This window comes from Pseudomonas sp. PDM32, from assembly GCF_019219225.1.
GTDB classification, from domain to species: domain Bacteria; phylum Pseudomonadota; class Gammaproteobacteria; order Pseudomonadales; family Pseudomonadaceae; genus Aquipseudomonas; species Aquipseudomonas laurylsulfatiphila.
In genome coordinates this window covers 329,880-348,494 of sequence record NZ_JAHUWE010000004.1, presented here as the reverse complement: position 1 = coordinate 348,494, position 18,615 = coordinate 329,880, and the positions used below count along the sequence as shown (strand labels likewise).

Below are 18,615 nucleotides of genomic sequence, written 5' to 3'. Positions count from 1 at the left end.
TTACACCTGTAGGAGCTGCCGAAGGCTGCGATCTTTTGCTTTCCGGCTTTTAAGCGTTACCGGCCAACTTCATCCGCGCAGCCTGGGTGAAGTCCAGCATCCGCTTGAGCGGTCGAATCGCCTGCGGGATCAGCGCCGGGTCGACAAAGATCTCGTTCGCGCCTTCTTTCAACGCCTTGAGCGTGCGCTCAAGGGTGTTCATGGCCATCCACGGGCAATGTGCACAACTGCGGCACGCCGCGCCGTTACCCGCCGTCGGGGCTTCGATAAAGACCTTGTCCGGGCACAGCTGCTGCATCTTGTAGAAGATGCCGCGGTCGGTGGCAACGATCAGCGTCTTGTTCGGCAGGCTCTGTGCCGCCGCGATCAACTGGCTGGTGGAGCCCACGGCGTCGGCCAGTTCAATCACCGACGTCGGCGACTCCGGGTGCACCAGGATCGCCGCATCCGGGTACAGCGCCTTCATGTCTTCAAGCTGCTTGGACTTGAACTCTTCGTGAACGATGCAGGCACCGTCCCACAGCAGCATGTCGGCACCGGTCTGACGCTGGATGTAGGTGCCCAAGTGCTTGTCCGGGCCCCAGATGATGGTCTCGCCGTTGTCCATCAGGCTTTCGACGATTTCCAGTGCACAGCTTGAAGTCACCACCCAATCCGCGCGGGCTTTTACCGCAGCGGAAGTGTTGGCGTACACCACAACCGTACGCTCCGGGTGTTGATCGCAGAACGCGGAAAACTCGTCCACCGGGCACCCAAGATCGAGCGAACAGGTCGCTTCGAGGGTGGGCATCAACACGCGTTTTTCCGGATTGAGGATCTTGGCAGTCTCCCCCATGAACTTCACGCCGGCGACGACCACGGTCTTGGCCGGATGGGCATTGCCGAAGCGGGCCATCTCCAGCGAGTCGGAGACACAGCCCCCCGTCTCTTCGGCCAGCGCCTGAATGACAGGGTCACAATAGAAGTGAGCCACCAGCACCGCGTCCTGAGCCTTGAGCTCGGCAGCGATGGCGGCACGGTAGTAAGCCTCTTCATCGGCGGTCAGCGGTTTGGGCTGTTTGGCGTCGAGGTGGGCTTGAACCAGAAGGCGTTCGGATATTTGCGTCATGTTCGCAAGACCTGCAAGCGCATTCGCGCGAAAGTCGAGTATACACCCGGCTCCGGACCCTTCAGGGTACCGCCGGGAAAGTGGGTATTCATCAGGCACGGACAGCGCTGAAGCTGCGCAAGGCTACAGAATATCCGACAGATGCAAAAGATGATTCTGATCTGCGCCTTGCGCAGCAGCCCGGAGCGGGGCGGACTTGAATCGCAGGCAAAAAAAAATCCGGAAATCCTCACTTGCGTGGGCCTTCCAGACTTTTAAAACTGCTAAAAATGGTGGGTCGTGTGGGATTCGAACCTACGACCAATTGGTTAAAAGCCAACTGCTCTACCAACTGAGCTAACGACCCGCTGTGTGGTGGCGCGTATAATACTGATTTTTAAGGACTATTCAACACCTATTTTGAAAAAAATCAAAAATAAGGTGTTGGATCGCTGATTCCGGCCGCCGCAAAGCCTTCTGCGCGCAGTCGGCAGCTGTCGCATTTGCCGCACGCACGGCCATCATCGTCGGCCTGATAGCAGGAAACGGTCAGCCCGTAGTTCACGCCAAGCTTCACACCCGCCTGGACAATCTGCGCCTTGCTGAGGTTTTGCAGCGGCGCCTGAATGCGGAAGCCATTGCCTTCCACGCCGGCTTTGGTTGCCAGGTTGGCCATGCGTTCGAACGACTCGATGAACTCGGGACGGCAGTCCGGGTAGCCGGAGTAATCCACCGCATTGACGCCGATGAAGATGTCCCGCGCACCGAGCACTTCAGCCCAGCCCAAGGCCAGGGACAGGAACACCGTGTTACGCGCAGGCACGTAAGTGACAGGAATGCCCTCACCCAGCTCTTCCGGTATATCGATGCTGCGGTCGGTCAGCGCCGAGCCGCCCATGCCGTTCAGGTTCAGGCCGATCACCTTGTGCTCGACCACACCCAGATCCCGCGCCACGCGCTCGGCGGCGTGCAGTTCGGCGTGAGAGCGCTGACCGTAGTCGAAGCTCATGGTGTAGCAGCTGTAGCCTTCGGCGCGCGCCATGGCTACCACGGTCGCCGAGTCCAGGCCACCGGACAGCAGGATGACCGCACGTTTTTCAGCAGTGTTGAGTTGTTCAGTCATTTCAGCGCCCCGGCTCGTCATTCCATAGATATTTATGCAGCTGCAATTGCAAACGCACTGGCAGGTTGTCCGCCACCACCCAGTCCGCCAGATCCCGGGCATTGAGGTCATGGTGGCTTGGCGAGAACAGGACTTCGCCAGCGCGCTGGTCCAGACCGTACTGGATCAGTTTGGAAACGGACCAGTCATAGTCCTCCCGCGAACAGATGACAAATTTCACCTGATCGTTGGGCGTGAGCAGCTCGATGTTTTCGTAGCGATTGCGGTGCGCTTCCTTCGAACCCGGGGTTTTCAGGTCGACAACGCGACTGACCCGGGAATCTACCGGCGAGATATCGATAGAGCCACTGGTTTCCAGTGACACTTCGTAACCGGCGTCGCACAAGCGCTTGAGCAAGGGAATGGCGTTGGGTTGCGCCAGGGGCTCGCCACCCGTGACACAGACATAACGCGGGCGGAAACCGGCGACCTGCTCGAGGATGTCGTCGAGGGTGCGAATGGTTCCGCCGGTGAACGCGTAGGCGCTGTCGCAGTATTGGCAACGCAACGGGCAACCGGTCAGGCGCACAAAAACCGTGGGCAGGCCGGCAGTCCGAGTTTCACCCTGCAACGAGTAGAAAACTTCGGTGATTCTCAATGTGTCTTGCATAGTCGCCACGGGCGTAACAGCTAAACAGGCTGTCCGCCTCCGTCAGGCACTTCAAGGAACCCCGGCAATGCGCAGATCCCAAAAAGCGTGTTTCAGAAAAAGGGGGTGAATTCTAACGAAAAAACCCGCGACAAGCGCGGGTTTCTTTGAAACGGCTCAAGCCGCCTTACATTTTCTGCAGATCACGCTGCGCCAGTTGAGCAGCGGAAGTGCCCGGATACTGGGACACGACCTGCTGCAGAATGCCCTTGACCCGGTCGGTATGACCGAGACGGCGCTCTACATCAGCGAGCTTGTACAGCGAATCAGGCACCTTGGCGTGCTTGGGATACAGCTGCGAAACCTTGGCAAACGCCTGACCTGCACCTTGCAGATCGCCTTTGGCCAGGTTCACTTCGCCCAGCCAGTACTGGGCGTTGCCCGCGTACTGACTGTTCGGGTATTTACGCAGGAATGCGGCGAAAGCCTGGCTGGCCTTGTCGAAATCCTTGGCCTTGATCAGGTCGAAGGCAGCATCGTAATAGAGCTTTTCCTTCGCCGGATCTGCCGGTTCGCTACCCGCGGCAGGTGCTTGAGCGGCGGCTGCGCCAGCTGCTGCACCTGCGGCTGCACCGGCGGTGTTCACGTCACCACCGGTGGAAGAATTTTCAGGAGGCGCGGCTGGTGCAACGCCGGATCCTATGCGCCGATCAAGATCCTGGTATCGCTCCAGGCTTTCCTGCTTCATGCGCGCTACATCATTTTGCAGTTCTTCGATCACACCCTGTTGGCGCGAGATCTGCTCCTGCATTTGTTGCAGTTGGTTGAACAGCTGGCCCTGTGCCGAGACAGGGGTCGAAACCCCTCCCCCGGCATAGGCGCCGTTCGTACCGTAACCTGCAGGCGGATAACTGCTCCCGCTATTGTTATAGCCGGAGTCATTATCGACCACAGGAACCGCAGCCCACGCCGCAAGCGGCGCGAGGCTGAGAGCCAGAACAGTTACAGCACGACGGCACGTTCGCATGACGAATTACTTACGCAGTTCGACGCGACGGTTTTGAGCCCAGGACTGCTCGTCGTTGCCGGTAGCAACTGGACGCTCTTCGCCGTAGGAAACCAGTTCCAGCTGAGCTGGGGAAACACCTTGCAGTACCAGGTAACGCTGAACGGCTTTCGCACGACGCTCGCCCAGTGCCATGTTGTACTCACGAGTACCACGTTCGTCGGTGTTGCCTTCCAGAACAACGCGAGCGCCGTTTGCTTTCAGGTCTTTGGCGTGAACGTCCAGAGCGCGCATGGCTTCTGGCTTCAGGTCCGAGCTGTCGTATTCGAAGTAGAAAGTGGTGATAGCGCGCAGTGCAGCTTCTTCGCTCAGGGAACCGTCAACTGCACCAGTGTTTGCGCCATAACCAGCGTTTGGATCTACCGCGCCTTCACCGGCATTGTCGCCGCCTTTGGACGAGCAACCTACAGCTACAGCCATGGCCAGTGCCAGCGCAGCAAATTTACCAAACTTCAGCATTTCCATCGTGAAACTCCTAATGAACCCCAGTGTGTTAAGTAAAACGTATAGCGCCGCGTCAGTTCAGGTAAGGGGACCAGGAAGGTTCTCTGACTTCGCCTTGTGCGGTAGGAAGCGGGAGCCTTACGCGTCCATTTATGGACACGAGCATCAAGACTCCCCGGCCCTGCTGGCGGGTGGCGTAGATTACCATGGTGCCGTTGGGCGCGACAGTAGGCGACTCGTCCAGAGTGCTATCAGTGAGGATTTTTACACTACCGCGCTGCAAATCCTGGGCCGCCACCTTGAAATTGGTGAAGCCATCCTGACGGTGAATCATGACAAGCGTCTTTTCATCAGCCGACAATTTAGGGTTGGCGTTGTAGTTGCCGACGAAAGTCACGCGTTCGGCACCGCCGCCACCGGCGCTGGTCTTGTAGATCTGCGGTTTGCCGCCACGGTCGGAAGTGAAGTAGATGGTCGAGCCATCCTTGCCCCAGAACGGTTCGGTGTTGATACCAGGACCATTGGTGACGCGGCTGATCTGACGCGAGCCGAGGTTCATCACATAGATGTCCGGGTTGCCGTCCTTGGACAGCACGAACGCCAGGCGATTGCCATCGGGAGACCAGGCAGGTGCACCGTTCAGGCCTTCAAAGTTGGTGATCTGCTCACGGCGACCGGTGTCGATGTTCTGCATGAAGATACGCGGACGCTTCTGCTCGAAGGAGACATAAGCGATGCGCTTGCCATCCGGTGCGAAACGCGGCGACAGGATCGGCTCACGCGATTGCAGCAGGGTCACGGCGCGGGCACCGTCGTAGTCCGAACGTTGCAGGGTGTAGCGAGTGTTGTTCTCGGAGAAACGCTCGGCCGTTACGTACAGCAGGCGAGTCGAGAAGGCACCCTTGATACCCGTGAGTTTTTCGAACGACTGGTCAGAGATGTAGTGCGCCATGTCGCGCAACTGATCGACACCGCCCGACACGCTGCCGGTCAGCACTTGCTGCTCGGTGGCTACGTTGAACAGTGCATATTGCACCTGCAGGCGACCGCCCGCCGGAACGATGCTGCCGACCATGACGTACTGGGCACCCAGTGCCTTGAAGTCACGGAAGATGATTTCGCCGGCCTGGCTCGGCTGACTGATCATGTTCTGCTTTGGAATCGGCGAGTAGTAACCCGAGTTGCGCAGGTCGTTACCGATGATTTCCGCCATGTCGTCCGGCAGCACGCTACCGCCCTGGAAGCCGAACGGTACAACGGCGATCGGAGTCGCCCGATCGCTGCCGCTGGTAACCAGAATGTTTTTCTCATCTGCCATCGCCATCCCTGCCATGCAGCAGATAACGACCAGCATTCCTCGAAGAAGGTTTCTCACAAGGCTAGATCCTCAGGTGTGAATGTCATCTTGAATGAACGATACGGAGCGAAGTCACTCGGCTTCATTCCCTGCATTTCTGTCAAACGTCCAATATTCTTCACTGCTGCAACAGCCGAGGCGTCAAACGGACCGTCGCCACTGGACCTGGACACGCTGACCGAAGTCACCGTACCGTCCGGCAACATGCCGATTTGCAACACGACCGTCATGCCTTTGCGTGCCGAAGGTGGACGAGCCCAGCCTTCCGCTGCACGCGCACGAATCAGGTCATCGAAACTGCCGGCGACTTCGTCACCCTGCTCATCGGCCAAGGCCTGCTGACGCTGCGGCGTGTCGGAAAGCAAATCTGCCAGGGCCTGAGCCTTTTTGTCTTCGGCGGATTTACGCGCCGCGTCCTGCGATTTCTTCTTCGCAGCATCGGCAGCAGCTTTCTTCTTCGCTTCCTCGGCGACTTTCTTCTTCGCCTCTTCAGCCTCGGCTTTCTTCTTGGCGTCTTCCGCGGCTTTCTTCTTCGCGTCTTCGACGATCTTTTTCTTGGCTTCTTCAGCGGCCGCTTTCTTGGCCTCTTCTTCAGCAGCCTTCTTGGCTTCTTCTTCAGATTTCTTCTTGGCTATATCAGCCAATTGTTTCTCTTCTGCCTTCTTGGCTTCCGCGGCTTTCTTCGCGTCGTCGGCTTTCTTGGCTTCATCAGCCTTTTTCGCCTCGTCCGCTTTCTTCGCCTCGTCGGCCTTCTTGGCTTCCTCGGCCTTTTGAGCCGCCTCTTCTTTCTTTTGTTCCGCAGCCTTCACCGCTTCCTGCTCGACCTTTTTCTGCTCCATCTGCTCGACTTCGGTCTGACGCGCAGCAGATTTCTGCGCCTCACCGGCAATCTTCTGATTGGTCTGGGTGGTCGCCCGACTTTTCGATTTCAGCTGGTACAAGGTCGCCTGGACAATCGGCTTGGCCGGCGGCAGCTCCGGGGTAAAGGCAAAACTGACGAACAACATGCCGAACACCAGCACGTGCAAGCCAATCGCCCAGACACTAGGCCAGAAGTAGCTTTCCGAGGCGGACGGCTCTCGCTGTTGCTGCATCAGGGCGCCTCGGTAATCAAGCCAACATTACCGACCCCGGCTTTCTGCAACCCGCCCATGGCCCCCATGACTGAACCGTAATCGACGGATTTGTCGCCGCGAATGAAGACCTGGGTGTGCTTACCGTTTTCATTGCCGACGCGAATGATCTTGGTCACGGCGTCAGTCATCTGCGGCAACGTCATGGCCCGGTCCTGCTGCTTGTCCGTGTCGACTTCGCTGCCAAGGTTCCAGTAGTAGGTCTTGTCGGATTTGATGGAAATGGTCAGGACCTGGGTGTTGTTGTCCTGCGGCAAGGCTTCGCTGGAAACCTTGGGCAGATCAACTTTCACGCCCTGATTGAGCATCGGCGCGGTCACCATGAAGATGACCAGCAGCACCAACATCACGTCGATGTAGGGCACCACGTTCATCTCGGCGACCGGCTTGCGCTTTTTGCGAGCTCGAGCGATTAAAGCCATTGGAAATTACCTGCTTATTCTTCGCTGGTGTGCACTTTGCGGTGCAGGATCGCCTGGAACTCGTCGGCGAAGGTGTAGTAGCGGCCCAGCAGGGTTTCGCTGCGCGCAGCAAAACGGTTGTAAGCGATAACGGCTGGAATGGCCGCGAACAGACCGATGGCCGTGGCGATCAGTGCTTCGGCGATACCCGGAGCCACAGTGGCCAGGGTCGCTTGCTGGGCGGTGGCCAGGCCACGGAAGGAGTTCATGATCCCCCAGACGGTACCGAACAGACCGATGTAGGGACTGACGGAACCGACGGTGGCGAGAAAGGGCAGGCTCTGCTCGAGCTTTTCTTCTTCGCGGGAAATCGCAACGCGCATGGCACGGGCCACGCCTTCCATGACCGCTTCCGGGTCAACGCCTGACTGCTGGCGCAGGCGGGAGAATTCCTTGAAACCGGCACGGAAGATTTGCTCGACACCCGAATCGGGGTCCGGGTTGCTGCCGGCCTGACGGTACAGTTTGGACAGGTCGATACCCGACCAGAAGCGCTCTTCAAAGCTCTCCAGGGCACGTCGACCGGCGCGCAGCAAGTTGCTGCGCTGAAAGATCATGATCCACGAGGTCACCGATGCGGCTACCAGGGTCAGCATTACCAGTTGCACCACGATACTGGCATTGCTGACCAGGCTCCACATGGAGGAATGGTCGACGACGTTAGCTTCCACGCTTTATCTCCTGCTTTGAGTGTGTACCCGCGCCGCTCACGTCGGCAAAGGCCGCTCGTAGAGCTTCGGGAATGGCCCGGGGTTTCAAACTTTCAGTGCGCACACAGGCCACCAGAAACTGCCCTTCACAGAGCAGCACATTATCCGTTGCCCGCCTGACCTGCTGCTTGAAGCGCAGGCTGGCACGGTTCAATTCGATTACTTCAGCGCTTACCAGCAGTTCGTCGTCCAGTCGCGCCGGCGCGTGATAGCGTGCTTCGCTGGAATGCACGACGAACAACAGGTCCTCCCCTGCCAGCTGTGATTGGGCAAAGCCCAGATCTCGCAGCCGCTCGGTTCGAGCCCGTTCCATAAACTTGAGGTAATTGACGTAATACACGATGCCGCCCGCATCGGTGTCCTCGTAATAAACGCGACAACGATGTGCGAAAGGCTCAAGCCCGTTTTGCGCGCGCATACTCTAGTGCTTACTCCTCAGGTTGCCAATCCGGCCAGGCAACTGTTTTTCATTGATCTGCGGCTTTCTTGCGAAAGTACGGTGCTGGGACCCTACATTGCCCGAAAAAATCAGCACGCAACGTTAATTAATCGTCACTGGCACCGAGGAACTCGTCTGCCACGGGCATTTCGCCCAATCGTGACGGAATGTTTAAACCGAAATGCAGATAGGCATGCCGCGTCACCACTCGCCCCCTTGGCGTGCGCATGATGTAACCCTGCTGGATCAGGTAAGGCTCAAGCACGTCTTCAATGGTGTGACGCTCTTCGCTGATGGCGGCGGCCAGACTGTCGACCCCGACCGGCCCGCCATCGAACTTCTCGATCATGGTCAGCAACAGACGTCGGTCCTGGTGATCGAAACCACGCTCGTCGACGTCCAGCAGGTTCAGCGCCAAGTCTGCAATCGGCTTGGTGATATGCCCCTTGGCGCGAACTTCGGCGAAATCACGCACCCGGCGCAACAGTCGGTTTGCAATCCGGGGCGTGCCACGGGCACGGCGGGCAATTTCGAAGGCGCCTTCCGGGTCCAGCGGCAAACCAAGGATGCTCGCCGAACGACTCACGATCGTCGACAAGTCGGCATTATTGTAGAACTCAAGACGTTGAACGATGCCGAAACGGTCGCGCAACGGGTTGGTCAGCATGCCAGCCCGGGTCGTTGCGCCGACCAGGGTGAACGGTGGCAGATCGAGCTTGATCGAACGCGCAGCCGGGCCTTCGCCAATCATGATGTCGAGCTGGAAGTCCTCCATGGCCGGGTACAGCACTTCTTCAACGATGGGCGACAGGCGATGGATTTCGTCGATGAACAGCACATCGTGAGGCTCAAGGTTGGTCAACAGCGCGGCGAGATCACCTGGACGCTCCAGCACCGGGCCTGAAGTGCTCTTGATCGACACCCCCATTTCCTGGGCGATGATGTTGGCGAGGGTGGTCTTGCCCAGGCCCGGCGGCCCGAAGATCAGCGTGTGGTCCAGGGACTCGTTACGACCGCGAGCCGCCTGAATGAACAACTCCATCTGCTCGCGAACGGTCGGCTGGCCAATGTATTCCGCCAGGCTGACCGGGCGAATGGCACGGTCCTGGACTTCTTCGCGCTCACGCGGACTGTGCGTGGCAGCGATCAGACGATCAGCTTCAATCACTTAGATCATTCCCTTCAAGGCGCGACGGATCATGTCTTCACTGCTCAAACCTTTCTCCTTGATCGCAGACACCGCCTTGCTCGCTTCCTGCGGCTTGTAGCCCAGGGAAATCAAGGCGCTGACCGCGTCAGTCTCGGCAGTGCTCACCGGGGTCGGTCCATCCGGCTGGTTCGGCACCAGGGCGAACATGGCCGGTACGGTTTCCCAGGCCTTGAAGCGATCCTTGAGTTCCACCAGCAAACGCTCGGCGGTTTTCTTGCCCACACCTGGCACCTTGGTCAGCGCCGAAGTGTCTTGGGACTGTACGCAACGAACCAGTTCGTCGACTTCCAGGCTCGACATCAAGGCCAGCGCCAGTTTCGGCCCGACGCCGTTGAGACGGATCAATTCGCGAAAAAAGTCGCGCTCACGCTTGCCGACGAAACCATAGAGTAACTGTGCGTCTTCGCGCACGACCAGATGAGTGTGCAACGTCAGCGGCTCACCGACCGACGGCAATCGATAGAGGGTCGTCATCGGCACTTCGAGTTCATAACCCAGACCGTTTACATCCAGAACCAAGTGTGGAGGCTGCTTCTCAGCCAGGGTGCCGCGCAAACGTCCAATCACGTTACAAATCCTTGAGCGTTGGCCAGCTCTGGGCCAGCGACTGATGGAGCAAGGGAGTAGCGCCGACAACCCAGGCGAAACGCCCTCACCCCATGAAAATGATTGCTGATGCTATCAGAGACGCAAGCGCCCGCCACGACTGCGTGCCGCCCCGAGACCATGGGGCAGCAGACTGGAGCGGGTATGAGCATGACAGATGGCAATGGCCAGGGCGTCCGAAGCATCGATCTGCGGCTTGCTGGTCAGCTTGAGCATGTGCATGACCATCATCTGCACCTGCTCCTTGTTGGCCGAGCCGGTACCGACCACTGCCTGCTTGACCTGGGTTGCGCTGTATTCAGCAATTTCCAGGCTTTCCTCGGCACCTGCCACGATCGCGGCACCACGAGCCTGCCCCAGTTTCAGGGCGGAATCGGCGTTACGGGCCATGAACACCTTTTCGATCCCCATGGTCACCGGATGGTAAGTCTGAATGATCTCCCGCACCCCGCGATAGACAATCTGCAATCGCTCAGCCAGCTCGCCGGCACCGGTGCGAATACAACCGGAGGCGACGTACTCGCAGCCACGGCCGGTATCACGCACCACACCGTAACCGGTGATGCGCGAACCGGGGTCGATACCAAGAATTAAAGTCATAACGCCTGCGGGATAAGAAAGAACACGATCTTCAGCTCAGCGAATAATAAATGTGGGAGCGGGCTTGCTCGCGAATGCGGACTATCAGACAACATCGTTGCTGAATATTAAACCGCTTTCGCGAGCAAGCCCGCTCCCACATGGATCGTGGCCACCCTTTAACCGAGCTGTGCGGCCACCGATTCCGGGATTTCCGCGTTGGAGTAGACGTTTTGCACGTCATCCAGGTCTTCGAGCATGTCGATCAGCTTGAGGACCTTCTCGGCGCCTTCCAGATCGAGTTCGGCGCTGGTGGTCGGCAGCATGACGATTTCCGCGTCGTCACCCTTGAAACCCGCCGCTTCCAGTGCGTTACGCACGGAATAGAAGCCGGCAAACGAGGTGAACACGTCGATCGAACCGTCTTCGTTGGTCACCACGTCATCGGCGTCGGCTTCCATGGCCGCTTCCATCAGCGCGTCTTCGTCAACGCCGGCAGCGAAGGAGATCTGCCCCTTGCGTTCGAACAGATAGGCCACCGAACCGTCAGTGCCGAGGTTGCCGCCGCACTTGCTGAACGCGTGACGAACAGCGGCGGCAGTGCGATTACGATTGTCGGTCATGCATTCGACCATCACCGCCACGCCGCCCGGACCGTAACCTTCGTAGGTCAGCTCGACCACATCGTCGGTATCGGCAGCGCCGGTACCGCGGGCGATGGCACGATCGATGATGTCACGGCTCATGTTGGCACCCAGGGCCTTGTCCAAGGCCAGGCGCAGACGCGGATTGGAGCCTGGATCACCACCACCCTGACGGGCAGCGACGGTCAGCTCACGAATCCACTTGGTGAAGATCTTGCCCCTCTTGGCATCCTGACGTTCTTTGCGGTGCTTGATGTTCGCCCACTTGGAATGACCTGCCATAACTCGCTCCGAATTCTCTTTGAAACATTGCCCGCTGCGCTGTATTGCGCCGGCCGGCAAACAAAAATCTTGAACAGCTCTGCCTATAAAGAAAGGGCGCATCCGCAGATGCGCCCTTCGGGTCAGCCTTACTCGGCCTTAGGCGTTTCACGCAGACGAATGTGCAACTCGCGCAATGCCTTGGCATCCACCTGGCCCGGCGCCTGGGTCATGACATCGGCCGCGCTCTGGGTTTTCGGGAAGGCGATCACTTCACGGATCGACTGGGCGCCGGTCATCAGCATCACCAGACGGTCCAGACCGAAGGCCAGGCCACCGTGCGGCGGTGCGCCATATTTCAGGGCGTCGAGCAGGAAGCCGAATTTCTCTTCCTGTTCCACTTCGTTGATGCCCAGCAGACGGAAGACCGCTTGTTGCATCTCTTTGCGGTGGATACGGATCGAACCGCCACCCAGCTCGGTGCCGTTCAATACCATGTCATAGGCACGGGACAGAGCACCCGCCGGGTTGGCTTCCAACTCCGCCGGGGAGCACTTCGGCGCGGTGAACGGGTGGTGCAAGGCGCTGAAGCTGCCGTCGTCGTTCTCTTCGAACATCGGGAAGTCAACGACCCACATCGGAGCCCATTCGCAGGTCAGCAGGCTCAGGTCGTGACCGAGCTTGATGCGCAGTGCGCCCAACGCTTCGCTGACGATCTTGGCCTTGTCTGCACCGAAGAACACGATGTCGCCGTCGACTGCACCAACACGATCCAGGATCACGTTGAGGTTGGCTTCAGGGATGTTCTTCACGATCGGCGATTGCAGACCGTCAACGCCATTCGCGCGCTCGTTGACCTTGATGTACGCCAGGCCCTTGGCACCGTAGATGCCGACAAACTTGGTGTAGTCGTCGATCTGCTTGCGCGGCATGCTCGCGCCGCCAGGCACGCGCAAGGCGGCAATGCGGCATTTCGGGTCGTTGGCAGGGCCGCTGAACACCTTGAAGTCGACTTCCTTGAGCTGGTCGGCCACGTCAACCAGTTCCAGCGGGTTACGCAGGTCTGGCTTGTCGGAACCGTAGCGGCGCATGGCTTCTTCGAAGGTCATGTGCGGGAACTCGCCGAATTCCAGGCCCAGCACTTCCTTGAACAGATTGCGGATCATTTGCTCGGTCAGGCCCATGATCTCTTTTTCATCGAGAAAGCTGGTCTCGATGTCGATCTGGGTGAATTCCGGCTGGCGGTCGGCCCGCAGGTCTTCGTCGCGGAAGCACTTGGCGATCTGATAGTAACGGTCGAAGCCGGCCACCATCAGCAGTTGCTTGAACAGCTGCGGCGATTGCGGCAAGGCGAAGAACGAACCGGCATGAGTACGACTCGGCACCAGGTAGTCGCGTGCGCCTTCCGGGGTAGCACGGGTCAGGATCGGCGTTTCTACGTCGAGGAACCCGTTCTCGTCCAGGAAGCGACGGATGCTGGTGGTCATGCGCGAACGCAGACGCAGCTTCTCGGCCATTTCCGGGCGACGCAGGTCGAGGAAACGATAGCGCAGGCGGGTTTCTTCACCGACGTCGGAGAACTCGTTCAGCGGGAACGGCGGGGTTTCCGATTCGTTCAGCACTTCCAGCTCGTAGCCGAGGACTTCGATCATGCCCGACGCCATGTTGGCGTTGGTCGCACCAGCCGGACGCAGGCGAACCTTGCCGGTGATCTTCACGACGTACTCGCTGCGCACGCGATCGGCCGCAGCGAAGGTTTCAGCGCGGTCCGGATCGAACACGACCTGGGCCAGACCATCACGATCACGGATATCGAGGAAAATCACCCCACCGTGGTCACGGCGACGGTGAACCCATCCGCAAAGGGTAATTTCCTGGCCGTCCAGGCTTTCGTTCAGTTGGCCGCAATAATGGCTGCGCATCATGGTCGTGGTTTCACTTCTCGTAATTCGAAATTCGGTTGGAGATCCTACAGCAGCCCCGCCTTTAAAAAGTCACCGGGTGATGCAAGAGCTCGCGTGTGTCGTTCAATTCAGGTTCAGGACCTTAGTCAGCTTTGTCGCCGCCGGCCAGGTTCTTCTTGGAACCGGTCTTGAAATCGGTTTCGTACCAACCCGTGCCGCTGAGGCGAAATCCCGGCATGGACAGCATTTTCTTAAGCTCTGGCGCCTGACAGGCAGGGCAGTCGACCAGCGGTGCATCGCTGATCTTTTGAATGGCTTCCAACTGATGACCACAGGAAGCACATTGATAATCGTACATCGGCATGGAGGTTGTCTCGGCGATCAGATTGCTACCGCACACGCAGGGTTTTGCGGCAAAGAGCGGGATTATATCCATTAAATGCAGCCTGTGCAGCCGTAAGACTGCACAGGCCGACACTCTGCCGTTTTCACCACCCAGACTAGACAGTGACGATGCACCCCCCTTCCTTGAGGCTGTGTACGACACAGACGACCCGCACCAATCCACTGAAATTCCTTACTCCGCCATGACGCAAGTGAACTTCGCGATCCACATGAGATAACAGACTACTGACCGAACAACCATTGGCCCGGGCCATTGCCCCCAAAATATCCCAATAAACCTGCTCAAGCCGCAAACAGGTTGCGAAGCCATTCAATCGTATGGAGCGGGACAAGGGCTGGGCCAACTCCATATCGAATTCGCGAACAAACGGATCGACCCTTACATCCCTGCGCGAACCGTATCGCCCTTCTTCTTGCCTTTGATAAACCATAACGCTGACACTCCTTTGCCATCCTGGTTTCTTAAAGCGCAACTGTGTGTCGACTTATAAAAACGCAGGTGCAAAGGTATTTTCCAGCCGACTTTATGACCCTCGACGTAGGATAAGCCAACAACAGTTGGCAGACCCTGGAGATCGTCCTACGCCGGTCGTTTTCCTACGCAGCGAAACGAAGCCCCCGTCAGAAACACCCCATGGAGTGACGTAGGAAAGTAGAGCCCAAGCATCCCCACCACTTTTTCATGCACCTGCATACGCGGCCGGCAAATCACCTGCCTTAGCGAAGCTCCGTAACTTCGGGCAACCTGCGGAAAATCACCACCAAAGAGCCGCCGGACGCCCTGATTTGAGTAGCCTGCGGCTTTGCTGTTAAATAGACGTCGTGTCGCCAGCGCCTATTTTTCCGGGCATGGCGCATAGGCTGATACCGGGCACGTGTCCAACGCCTCTTTAATTGTCTTGAAGCGAACCGTGCGCCATCAGCTCTTCCTTGTGAGCTGTCTTAACGTGAGTTAATCAAAATGTTGAAAATCGTCCATCTACTGATAGGCGCAGCGGCCTTGCTGCTGTCCTTCATCCCTAGCCTGCACCCTGAAGCCTTGCCTTACCTGCAACAACCTGACGCGCTGTACCTGGCCTTTTTCGGCCTGCTCAATCTCACGCTTGCACCTGTCATCCCTTACTGGAACAAAGGTCCGCGCCACCAACTGCAAAACCTGGTCAGCGTCCTGCTGGCTCTGGCGGTAGTCCTGCAGACTCTGACGCTGATCGCACCGATGCCTGTCATCGCCGGTCAACCTGCCGTTCTGTTCAGCCTGGTCGCAGCCCTGATCGCTGTTGCCCTGCACCTGGGTATCAGTTTCTACAAATCGTCACCGGTCGCTGCCTCGCCAAGCTACGACATGAGCAACCGCGATACCGGCACCGTCAAGTGGTTCAACACGTCCAAAGGCTTCGGCTTCATTTCCCGCGACTCCGGCGACGATATCTTCGTCCACTTCCGGGCCATTCGCGGTGAAGGCCACCGCGTCCTGGTAGAAGGTCAGCGCGTGGAGTTCTCTGTCATGAATCGTGACAAGGGCCTGCAAGCCGAAGATGTGATCGCCGCACTGCCACGCCGCTGATTCAAGGCTGAAAAAAACCGCGTACAGCCTGGCTGTACGCGGTTTTTTCATGCCTGCACGTTGCTTACTGCACGTGCTTAGTAGTGCGGCGGTGGCGCTTCCTCTTCGAACGATTCGAACTGGCCGACCATTTCCTCCTGCCGCTTGAGCAACGCAGCCATTTGCAGTTGAAGACGCTCGACCACCCGCTGCTGCGCGACCAGCACATCATTCAGTGACTGGATGGTGTCATCCTGAAAGGCCAGGCGGCTTTCAAGATCGGTAACGCGTTCTTCCAGGCTCATGGTTCAGCCCTCCAGAAACGTAAAGTCATCGGTCAATATCAGGCGCAAACGCTCGCGAATGACGGCAATTTGCTCCGAACTGTAGGGTTTTGCCGGATGCCTGCCCCAAACTGGCGCCGGCCAGGCGGCATCTTCGTGCTTGCGCACAATCACATGCACGTGCAACTGGCTGACGACATTGCCCAACGCTGCAACATTCAACTTGTCCGCATCGAATGAGTCCTTGAGCACCTGCGAAAGCGCCGTCGTCTCCTGCCAAAGCTGTCGCTGGTCTGCGACATCCAACTGAAATATCTCGCTGATAGCCTCACGACGAGGTACCAGGATGAACCAGGGATAGTTCGAGTCATTGGACAACAGCAACCGGCAGAGCGGAAAGTCCCCGATCGGTAACGTGTCTTGTTGAAGTCGTGGATCTAGAGCGAACACTGCGCGTACTCCCGCCGGGTCATCATTTTTCAGCTTAGCGCCCATCCAGAGGAGCGGCGCACCAAGCGACCGGACGGCAGCATACCTGTGAACGGCGCACGCTTCACGGCGAACCTTGCACAGACGCCACGAGCGCCAGCGAAAAGCTGATAGCCCGCCCCCGAATGAGACACTTTTCGACGCCGAGCACCACTACAGAACCGGCCAGCCGAAAAAAATGCCGAAATGACTGATTAGCAACGAAGAGTTCGCGCCAGGCACTCGATCAACAGGAATGAATTCAGCACAAGATTAAAATTTTTGCACCAAAACCGCACAGTGAGTCTACGCTGAATGCTTCGACATCCGCCATTTACTCACTGGCGGGGTGAACCGGTAACATTTTTGGTTGTCAGGCAGTCAACCAGAAGGGTGCAGCATGATGCAAAGCATAGCGTCAAGCCCAAACCAAAGGCGCTTGAACCCCCCAGTTTTATGAGGTTTTTACAGCGCCAGAGAGTCAATTTGAAAAAACCGCAAAAAAAACATGATTTTGTGCACGCTTGTTGCATACATACCCAACATCACCTGAGTGACACCCGCTGGAAGTGGGGGGCATTCAGGCAAAAAAGACAGTGGCAAGGTAGCCCGATGGAGATTCAAACGTTTCACCAGGACTCTTTTTACCGACACCCAGGCTCAGAAAACAGCATTAAAGTTGTCAGCCCGGTTGCGTCGGAGCTCGAAATTTGCGACATCTACCTCGCTGTTTGCGACATGGTCGTAAAGAAGGCGAAAGGTTAGATACGCAAGTATCGCCAACATTGTCGGCGTGATATAAGTTTGCGCCGACACAAAAAGAAAGAGCCGCCCAGATAATAAAACAGGTGGGACGGCAGTACTCTTCTAAAACCAAAGGAGCAAATCACGATGCGCGTGATGAAGTGGAGCATGATCGCACTGGCAGTTGCAGCAGCAGCCAGTACCCAATTGGCTACGGCCGCCCCTTTCGTAAGTGACCAGGCTGAAGCCAAAGGTATTGTTGAAGACAGCTCCCTGAACTTGCTGGTTCGCAACTACTACTTCAACCGTGACCGCAAAGATGGCGCAACCGACCAGAAAGACTGGACCCAAGGTATCTGGGGCAATTTCAGCTCCGGTTACACCCAAGGCCTGATCGGTGTTGGCGTTGACGCTTTCGGTTACCTGGCAATCAAACTGGACGGCGGTGATGGCACCGGCGGTACCGGTAACATGAGCCGCGACGCCGATGGCGAAGTTAACGACAGCCAGGGCAAAGCCGGCGGCGCTGTTAAGTTCCGCGTATCGAAAACCGAACTGAAAGTCGGCGACATGCAGCCAAGCACTGCTCCAGTGTTCGCTGTTGGCGGTTCCCGTATCCTTCCTCAAACTGCCAGCGGTATCCAACTGCAAAGCAGCGAAGTCAAAGACCTTGACCTCGAAGCCGGTCACTTCTACTCGGCGACCAGCCAGGACCGCAACGCTCGTGACGGCGGCCTGTTTGCAACCTACGCTGGCGTAGAAGCCAACTCCATCGACTACTTCGGTGGCAAATACGGCATCACCGACAACCTGTCGGCATCGCTGTACGGCGCCAAGCTGGAAGACATCTGGAACCAGTACTACGCCAACCTGAACTACACCATCCCGCTGGGCGGCGACGAGTCGCTGAACCTGGACGGTAACATCTACAACACCAAAGACACTGGTGATGCCAAAGCCGGCGAGATCAGCAACACTGCTTACTCCCTGGCAGCCGCTTTCTCGTTCATGAAAGCACACACCATCACCCTCGCCTTCCAAAAGGTTAACGGTGACACTCCGTTCGACTACATCGGTGTGGGCAAGAACAACCGCGGCGGCGACTCGATCTTCCTCGCCAACTCCATCCAGTACTCTGACTTCAACGCCCCAGGCGAGAAGTCTGCCCAGGTTCGTTATGACCTGAAAATGGCTGAGTACGGCGTTCCAGGTCTGAGCTTCATGACCCGTTACGTTAAAGGCTGGGACATCGACGGCACCAAAACTCCAGTTGGCAGCCCTTACGCTGGCCTGTATGGCGAAGACGGCAAGCATAACGAGACCAACTTCGAAGCCAAGTACGTTGTTCAGACTGGCCCGGCAAAAGACCTCTCCTTCCGTATTCGTCAAGCATGGCACTTCGCTAACGCTGACGAAGGTGAAGGCGACGTGAAAGAGTTCCGTTTCATCGTCGACTACCCGCTGTCGGTTTTGTAATCGCATCCAGTTAGTTTGCGGTAACAAAACAAAAGGCCCATCT

At 57.7% G+C, this 18,615-nt stretch carries 21 protein-coding genes and 1 tRNA gene; 2 read left to right on the top strand and 20 right to left on the bottom strand.

Translation table 11 applies throughout. From position 1 onward, the window contains the following. Window positions 1–49: 49 nt before the first annotated feature. From nadA to KW846_RS10170, 18 genes are all read right to left on the bottom strand, one after another. Window positions 50–1,108, bottom strand: a complete 1,059-nt coding sequence (gene nadA / locus KW846_RS10255) for a quinolinate synthase NadA (RefSeq protein ID WP_007995624.1) — start codon at window positions 1,106–1,108, stop codon at window positions 50–52. Between the two features lie 270 nt (window positions 1,109–1,378). Then, window positions 1,379–1,454: transfer RNA gene (locus KW846_RS10250), tRNA-Lys, on the bottom strand. 63 nt (window positions 1,455–1,517) lie between these two features. Continuing rightward, a complete protein-coding gene (queC, locus tag KW846_RS10245) occupies window positions 1,518–2,210 on the bottom strand; it encodes a 7-cyano-7-deazaguanine synthase QueC (RefSeq protein WP_126047263.1) in 693 nt (230 codons plus the stop codon). A gap of 1 nt (window position 2,211) precedes the next feature. Then, the gene (gene queE / locus KW846_RS10240; RefSeq protein WP_007977310.1) at window positions 2,212–2,859 is read right to left on the bottom strand and encodes a 7-carboxy-7-deazaguanine synthase QueE; all 648 of its coding nucleotides are present in this window, start codon (window positions 2,857–2,859) and stop codon (window positions 2,212–2,214) included. A gap of 166 nt (window positions 2,860–3,025) precedes the next feature. After that, a complete protein-coding gene (gene ybgF / locus KW846_RS10235) occupies window positions 3,026–3,865 on the bottom strand; it encodes a tol-pal system protein YbgF (protein ID WP_218482145.1) in 840 nt (279 codons plus the stop codon). Window positions 3,866–3,871: 6 nt separating this feature from the next. Beyond that, window positions 3,872–4,369 carry a peptidoglycan-associated lipoprotein Pal gene (gene pal / locus KW846_RS10230; protein WP_003178634.1) on the bottom strand — a complete coding sequence of 166 codons (498 nt, stop codon included), beginning with the start codon at window positions 4,367–4,369 and terminating at the stop codon, window positions 3,872–3,874. A 52-nt stretch (window positions 4,370–4,421) separates the two neighbouring features. Then, window positions 4,422–5,702, bottom strand: coding sequence for a Tol-Pal system beta propeller repeat protein TolB (gene tolB / locus KW846_RS10225; RefSeq protein WP_162831820.1), 1,281 nt, complete (start codon window positions 5,700–5,702; stop codon window positions 4,422–4,424). A gap of 17 nt (window positions 5,703–5,719) precedes the next feature. Continuing rightward, on the bottom strand, window positions 5,720–6,799 hold the full coding sequence (tolA, locus tag KW846_RS10220; RefSeq protein WP_218477973.1) for a cell envelope integrity protein TolA: 1,080 nt from the start codon (window positions 6,797–6,799) through the stop codon (window positions 5,720–5,722). Beyond that, window positions 6,799–7,251: a protein TolR gene (gene tolR, locus KW846_RS10215; protein ID WP_162130292.1), complete on the bottom strand. Its 453-nt coding sequence runs from the start codon at window positions 7,249–7,251 to the stop codon at window positions 6,799–6,801. Before tolR ends, tolA begins: the two co-directional genes overlap by 1 nt. Before the next feature lie 23 nt (window positions 7,252–7,274). Beyond that, complete coding sequence (tolQ, locus tag KW846_RS10210) at window positions 7,275–7,970, bottom strand: protein TolQ (RefSeq protein WP_007977321.1); 696 nt, start codon at window positions 7,968–7,970, stop codon at window positions 7,275–7,277. Beyond that, window positions 7,960–8,427, bottom strand: a complete 468-nt coding sequence (gene ybgC, locus KW846_RS10205) for a tol-pal system-associated acyl-CoA thioesterase (RefSeq protein WP_007990726.1) — start codon at window positions 8,425–8,427, stop codon at window positions 7,960–7,962. The genes tolQ and ybgC overlap by 11 nt, the downstream gene beginning before the upstream one ends. A 127-nt stretch (window positions 8,428–8,554) precedes the next feature. Then, window positions 8,555–9,616 (bottom strand): Holliday junction branch migration DNA helicase RuvB, encoded by a 1,062-nt coding sequence (ruvB, locus tag KW846_RS10200; protein WP_015096600.1) that lies wholly within the window; start codon window positions 9,614–9,616, stop codon window positions 8,555–8,557. Next, window positions 9,617–10,225: a Holliday junction branch migration protein RuvA gene (ruvA, locus tag KW846_RS10195; RefSeq protein ID WP_218482144.1), complete on the bottom strand. Its 609-nt coding sequence runs from the start codon at window positions 10,223–10,225 to the stop codon at window positions 9,617–9,619. A 114-nt stretch (window positions 10,226–10,339) separates the two neighbouring features. After that, entirely contained in the window at window positions 10,340–10,864 is a 525-nt protein-coding gene (gene ruvC / locus KW846_RS10190; RefSeq protein WP_095965392.1) for a crossover junction endodeoxyribonuclease RuvC, read from the bottom strand. 158 nt (window positions 10,865–11,022) lie between these two features. Then, complete coding sequence (locus KW846_RS10185; RefSeq protein ID WP_007977329.1) at window positions 11,023–11,769, bottom strand: YebC/PmpR family DNA-binding transcriptional regulator; 747 nt, start codon at window positions 11,767–11,769, stop codon at window positions 11,023–11,025. Window positions 11,770–11,897: 128 nt separating this feature from the next. After that, window positions 11,898–13,673, bottom strand: a complete 1,776-nt coding sequence (gene aspS, locus KW846_RS10180) for an aspartate--tRNA ligase (RefSeq protein ID WP_007977331.1) — start codon at window positions 13,671–13,673, stop codon at window positions 11,898–11,900. A gap of 121 nt (window positions 13,674–13,794) precedes the next feature. Beyond that, window positions 13,795–14,016, bottom strand: a complete 222-nt coding sequence (locus tag KW846_RS10175; RefSeq protein ID WP_007977333.1) for an FmdB family zinc ribbon protein — start codon at window positions 14,014–14,016, stop codon at window positions 13,795–13,797. A 136-nt stretch (window positions 14,017–14,152) separates the two neighbouring features. Then, a complete protein-coding gene (locus KW846_RS10170) occupies window positions 14,153–14,488 on the bottom strand; it encodes a ribbon-helix-helix domain-containing protein (RefSeq protein WP_218482143.1) in 336 nt (111 codons plus the stop codon). Between the two features lie 530 nt (window positions 14,489–15,018). On the opposite strand from KW846_RS10170, the gene KW846_RS30245 reads away from it, so the two are divergent. After that, a complete protein-coding gene (locus KW846_RS30245; RefSeq protein WP_095965394.1) occupies window positions 15,019–15,621 on the top strand; it encodes a cold-shock protein in 603 nt (200 codons plus the stop codon). 77 nt (window positions 15,622–15,698) lie between these two features. Here the strand turns inward: KW846_RS30245 and KW846_RS10160 are convergent, their stop codons facing one another. Continuing rightward, the gene (locus tag KW846_RS10160) at window positions 15,699–15,905 is read right to left on the bottom strand and encodes a SlyX family protein (protein WP_218482142.1); all 207 of its coding nucleotides are present in this window, start codon (window positions 15,903–15,905) and stop codon (window positions 15,699–15,701) included. Window positions 15,906–15,908: 3 nt separating this feature from the next. Further along, the gene (locus KW846_RS10155; protein WP_218482141.1) at window positions 15,909–16,334 is read right to left on the bottom strand and encodes an HIT domain-containing protein; all 426 of its coding nucleotides are present in this window, start codon (window positions 16,332–16,334) and stop codon (window positions 15,909–15,911) included. A gap of 909 nt (window positions 16,335–17,243) precedes the next feature. Here KW846_RS10155 and KW846_RS10150 point away from each other — a divergent pair. After that, window positions 17,244–18,572: an OprD family porin gene (locus KW846_RS10150; RefSeq protein WP_007977342.1), complete on the top strand. Its 1,329-nt coding sequence runs from the start codon at window positions 17,244–17,246 to the stop codon at window positions 18,570–18,572. The last annotated feature ends 43 nt before the right edge of the window (window positions 18,573–18,615 follow it).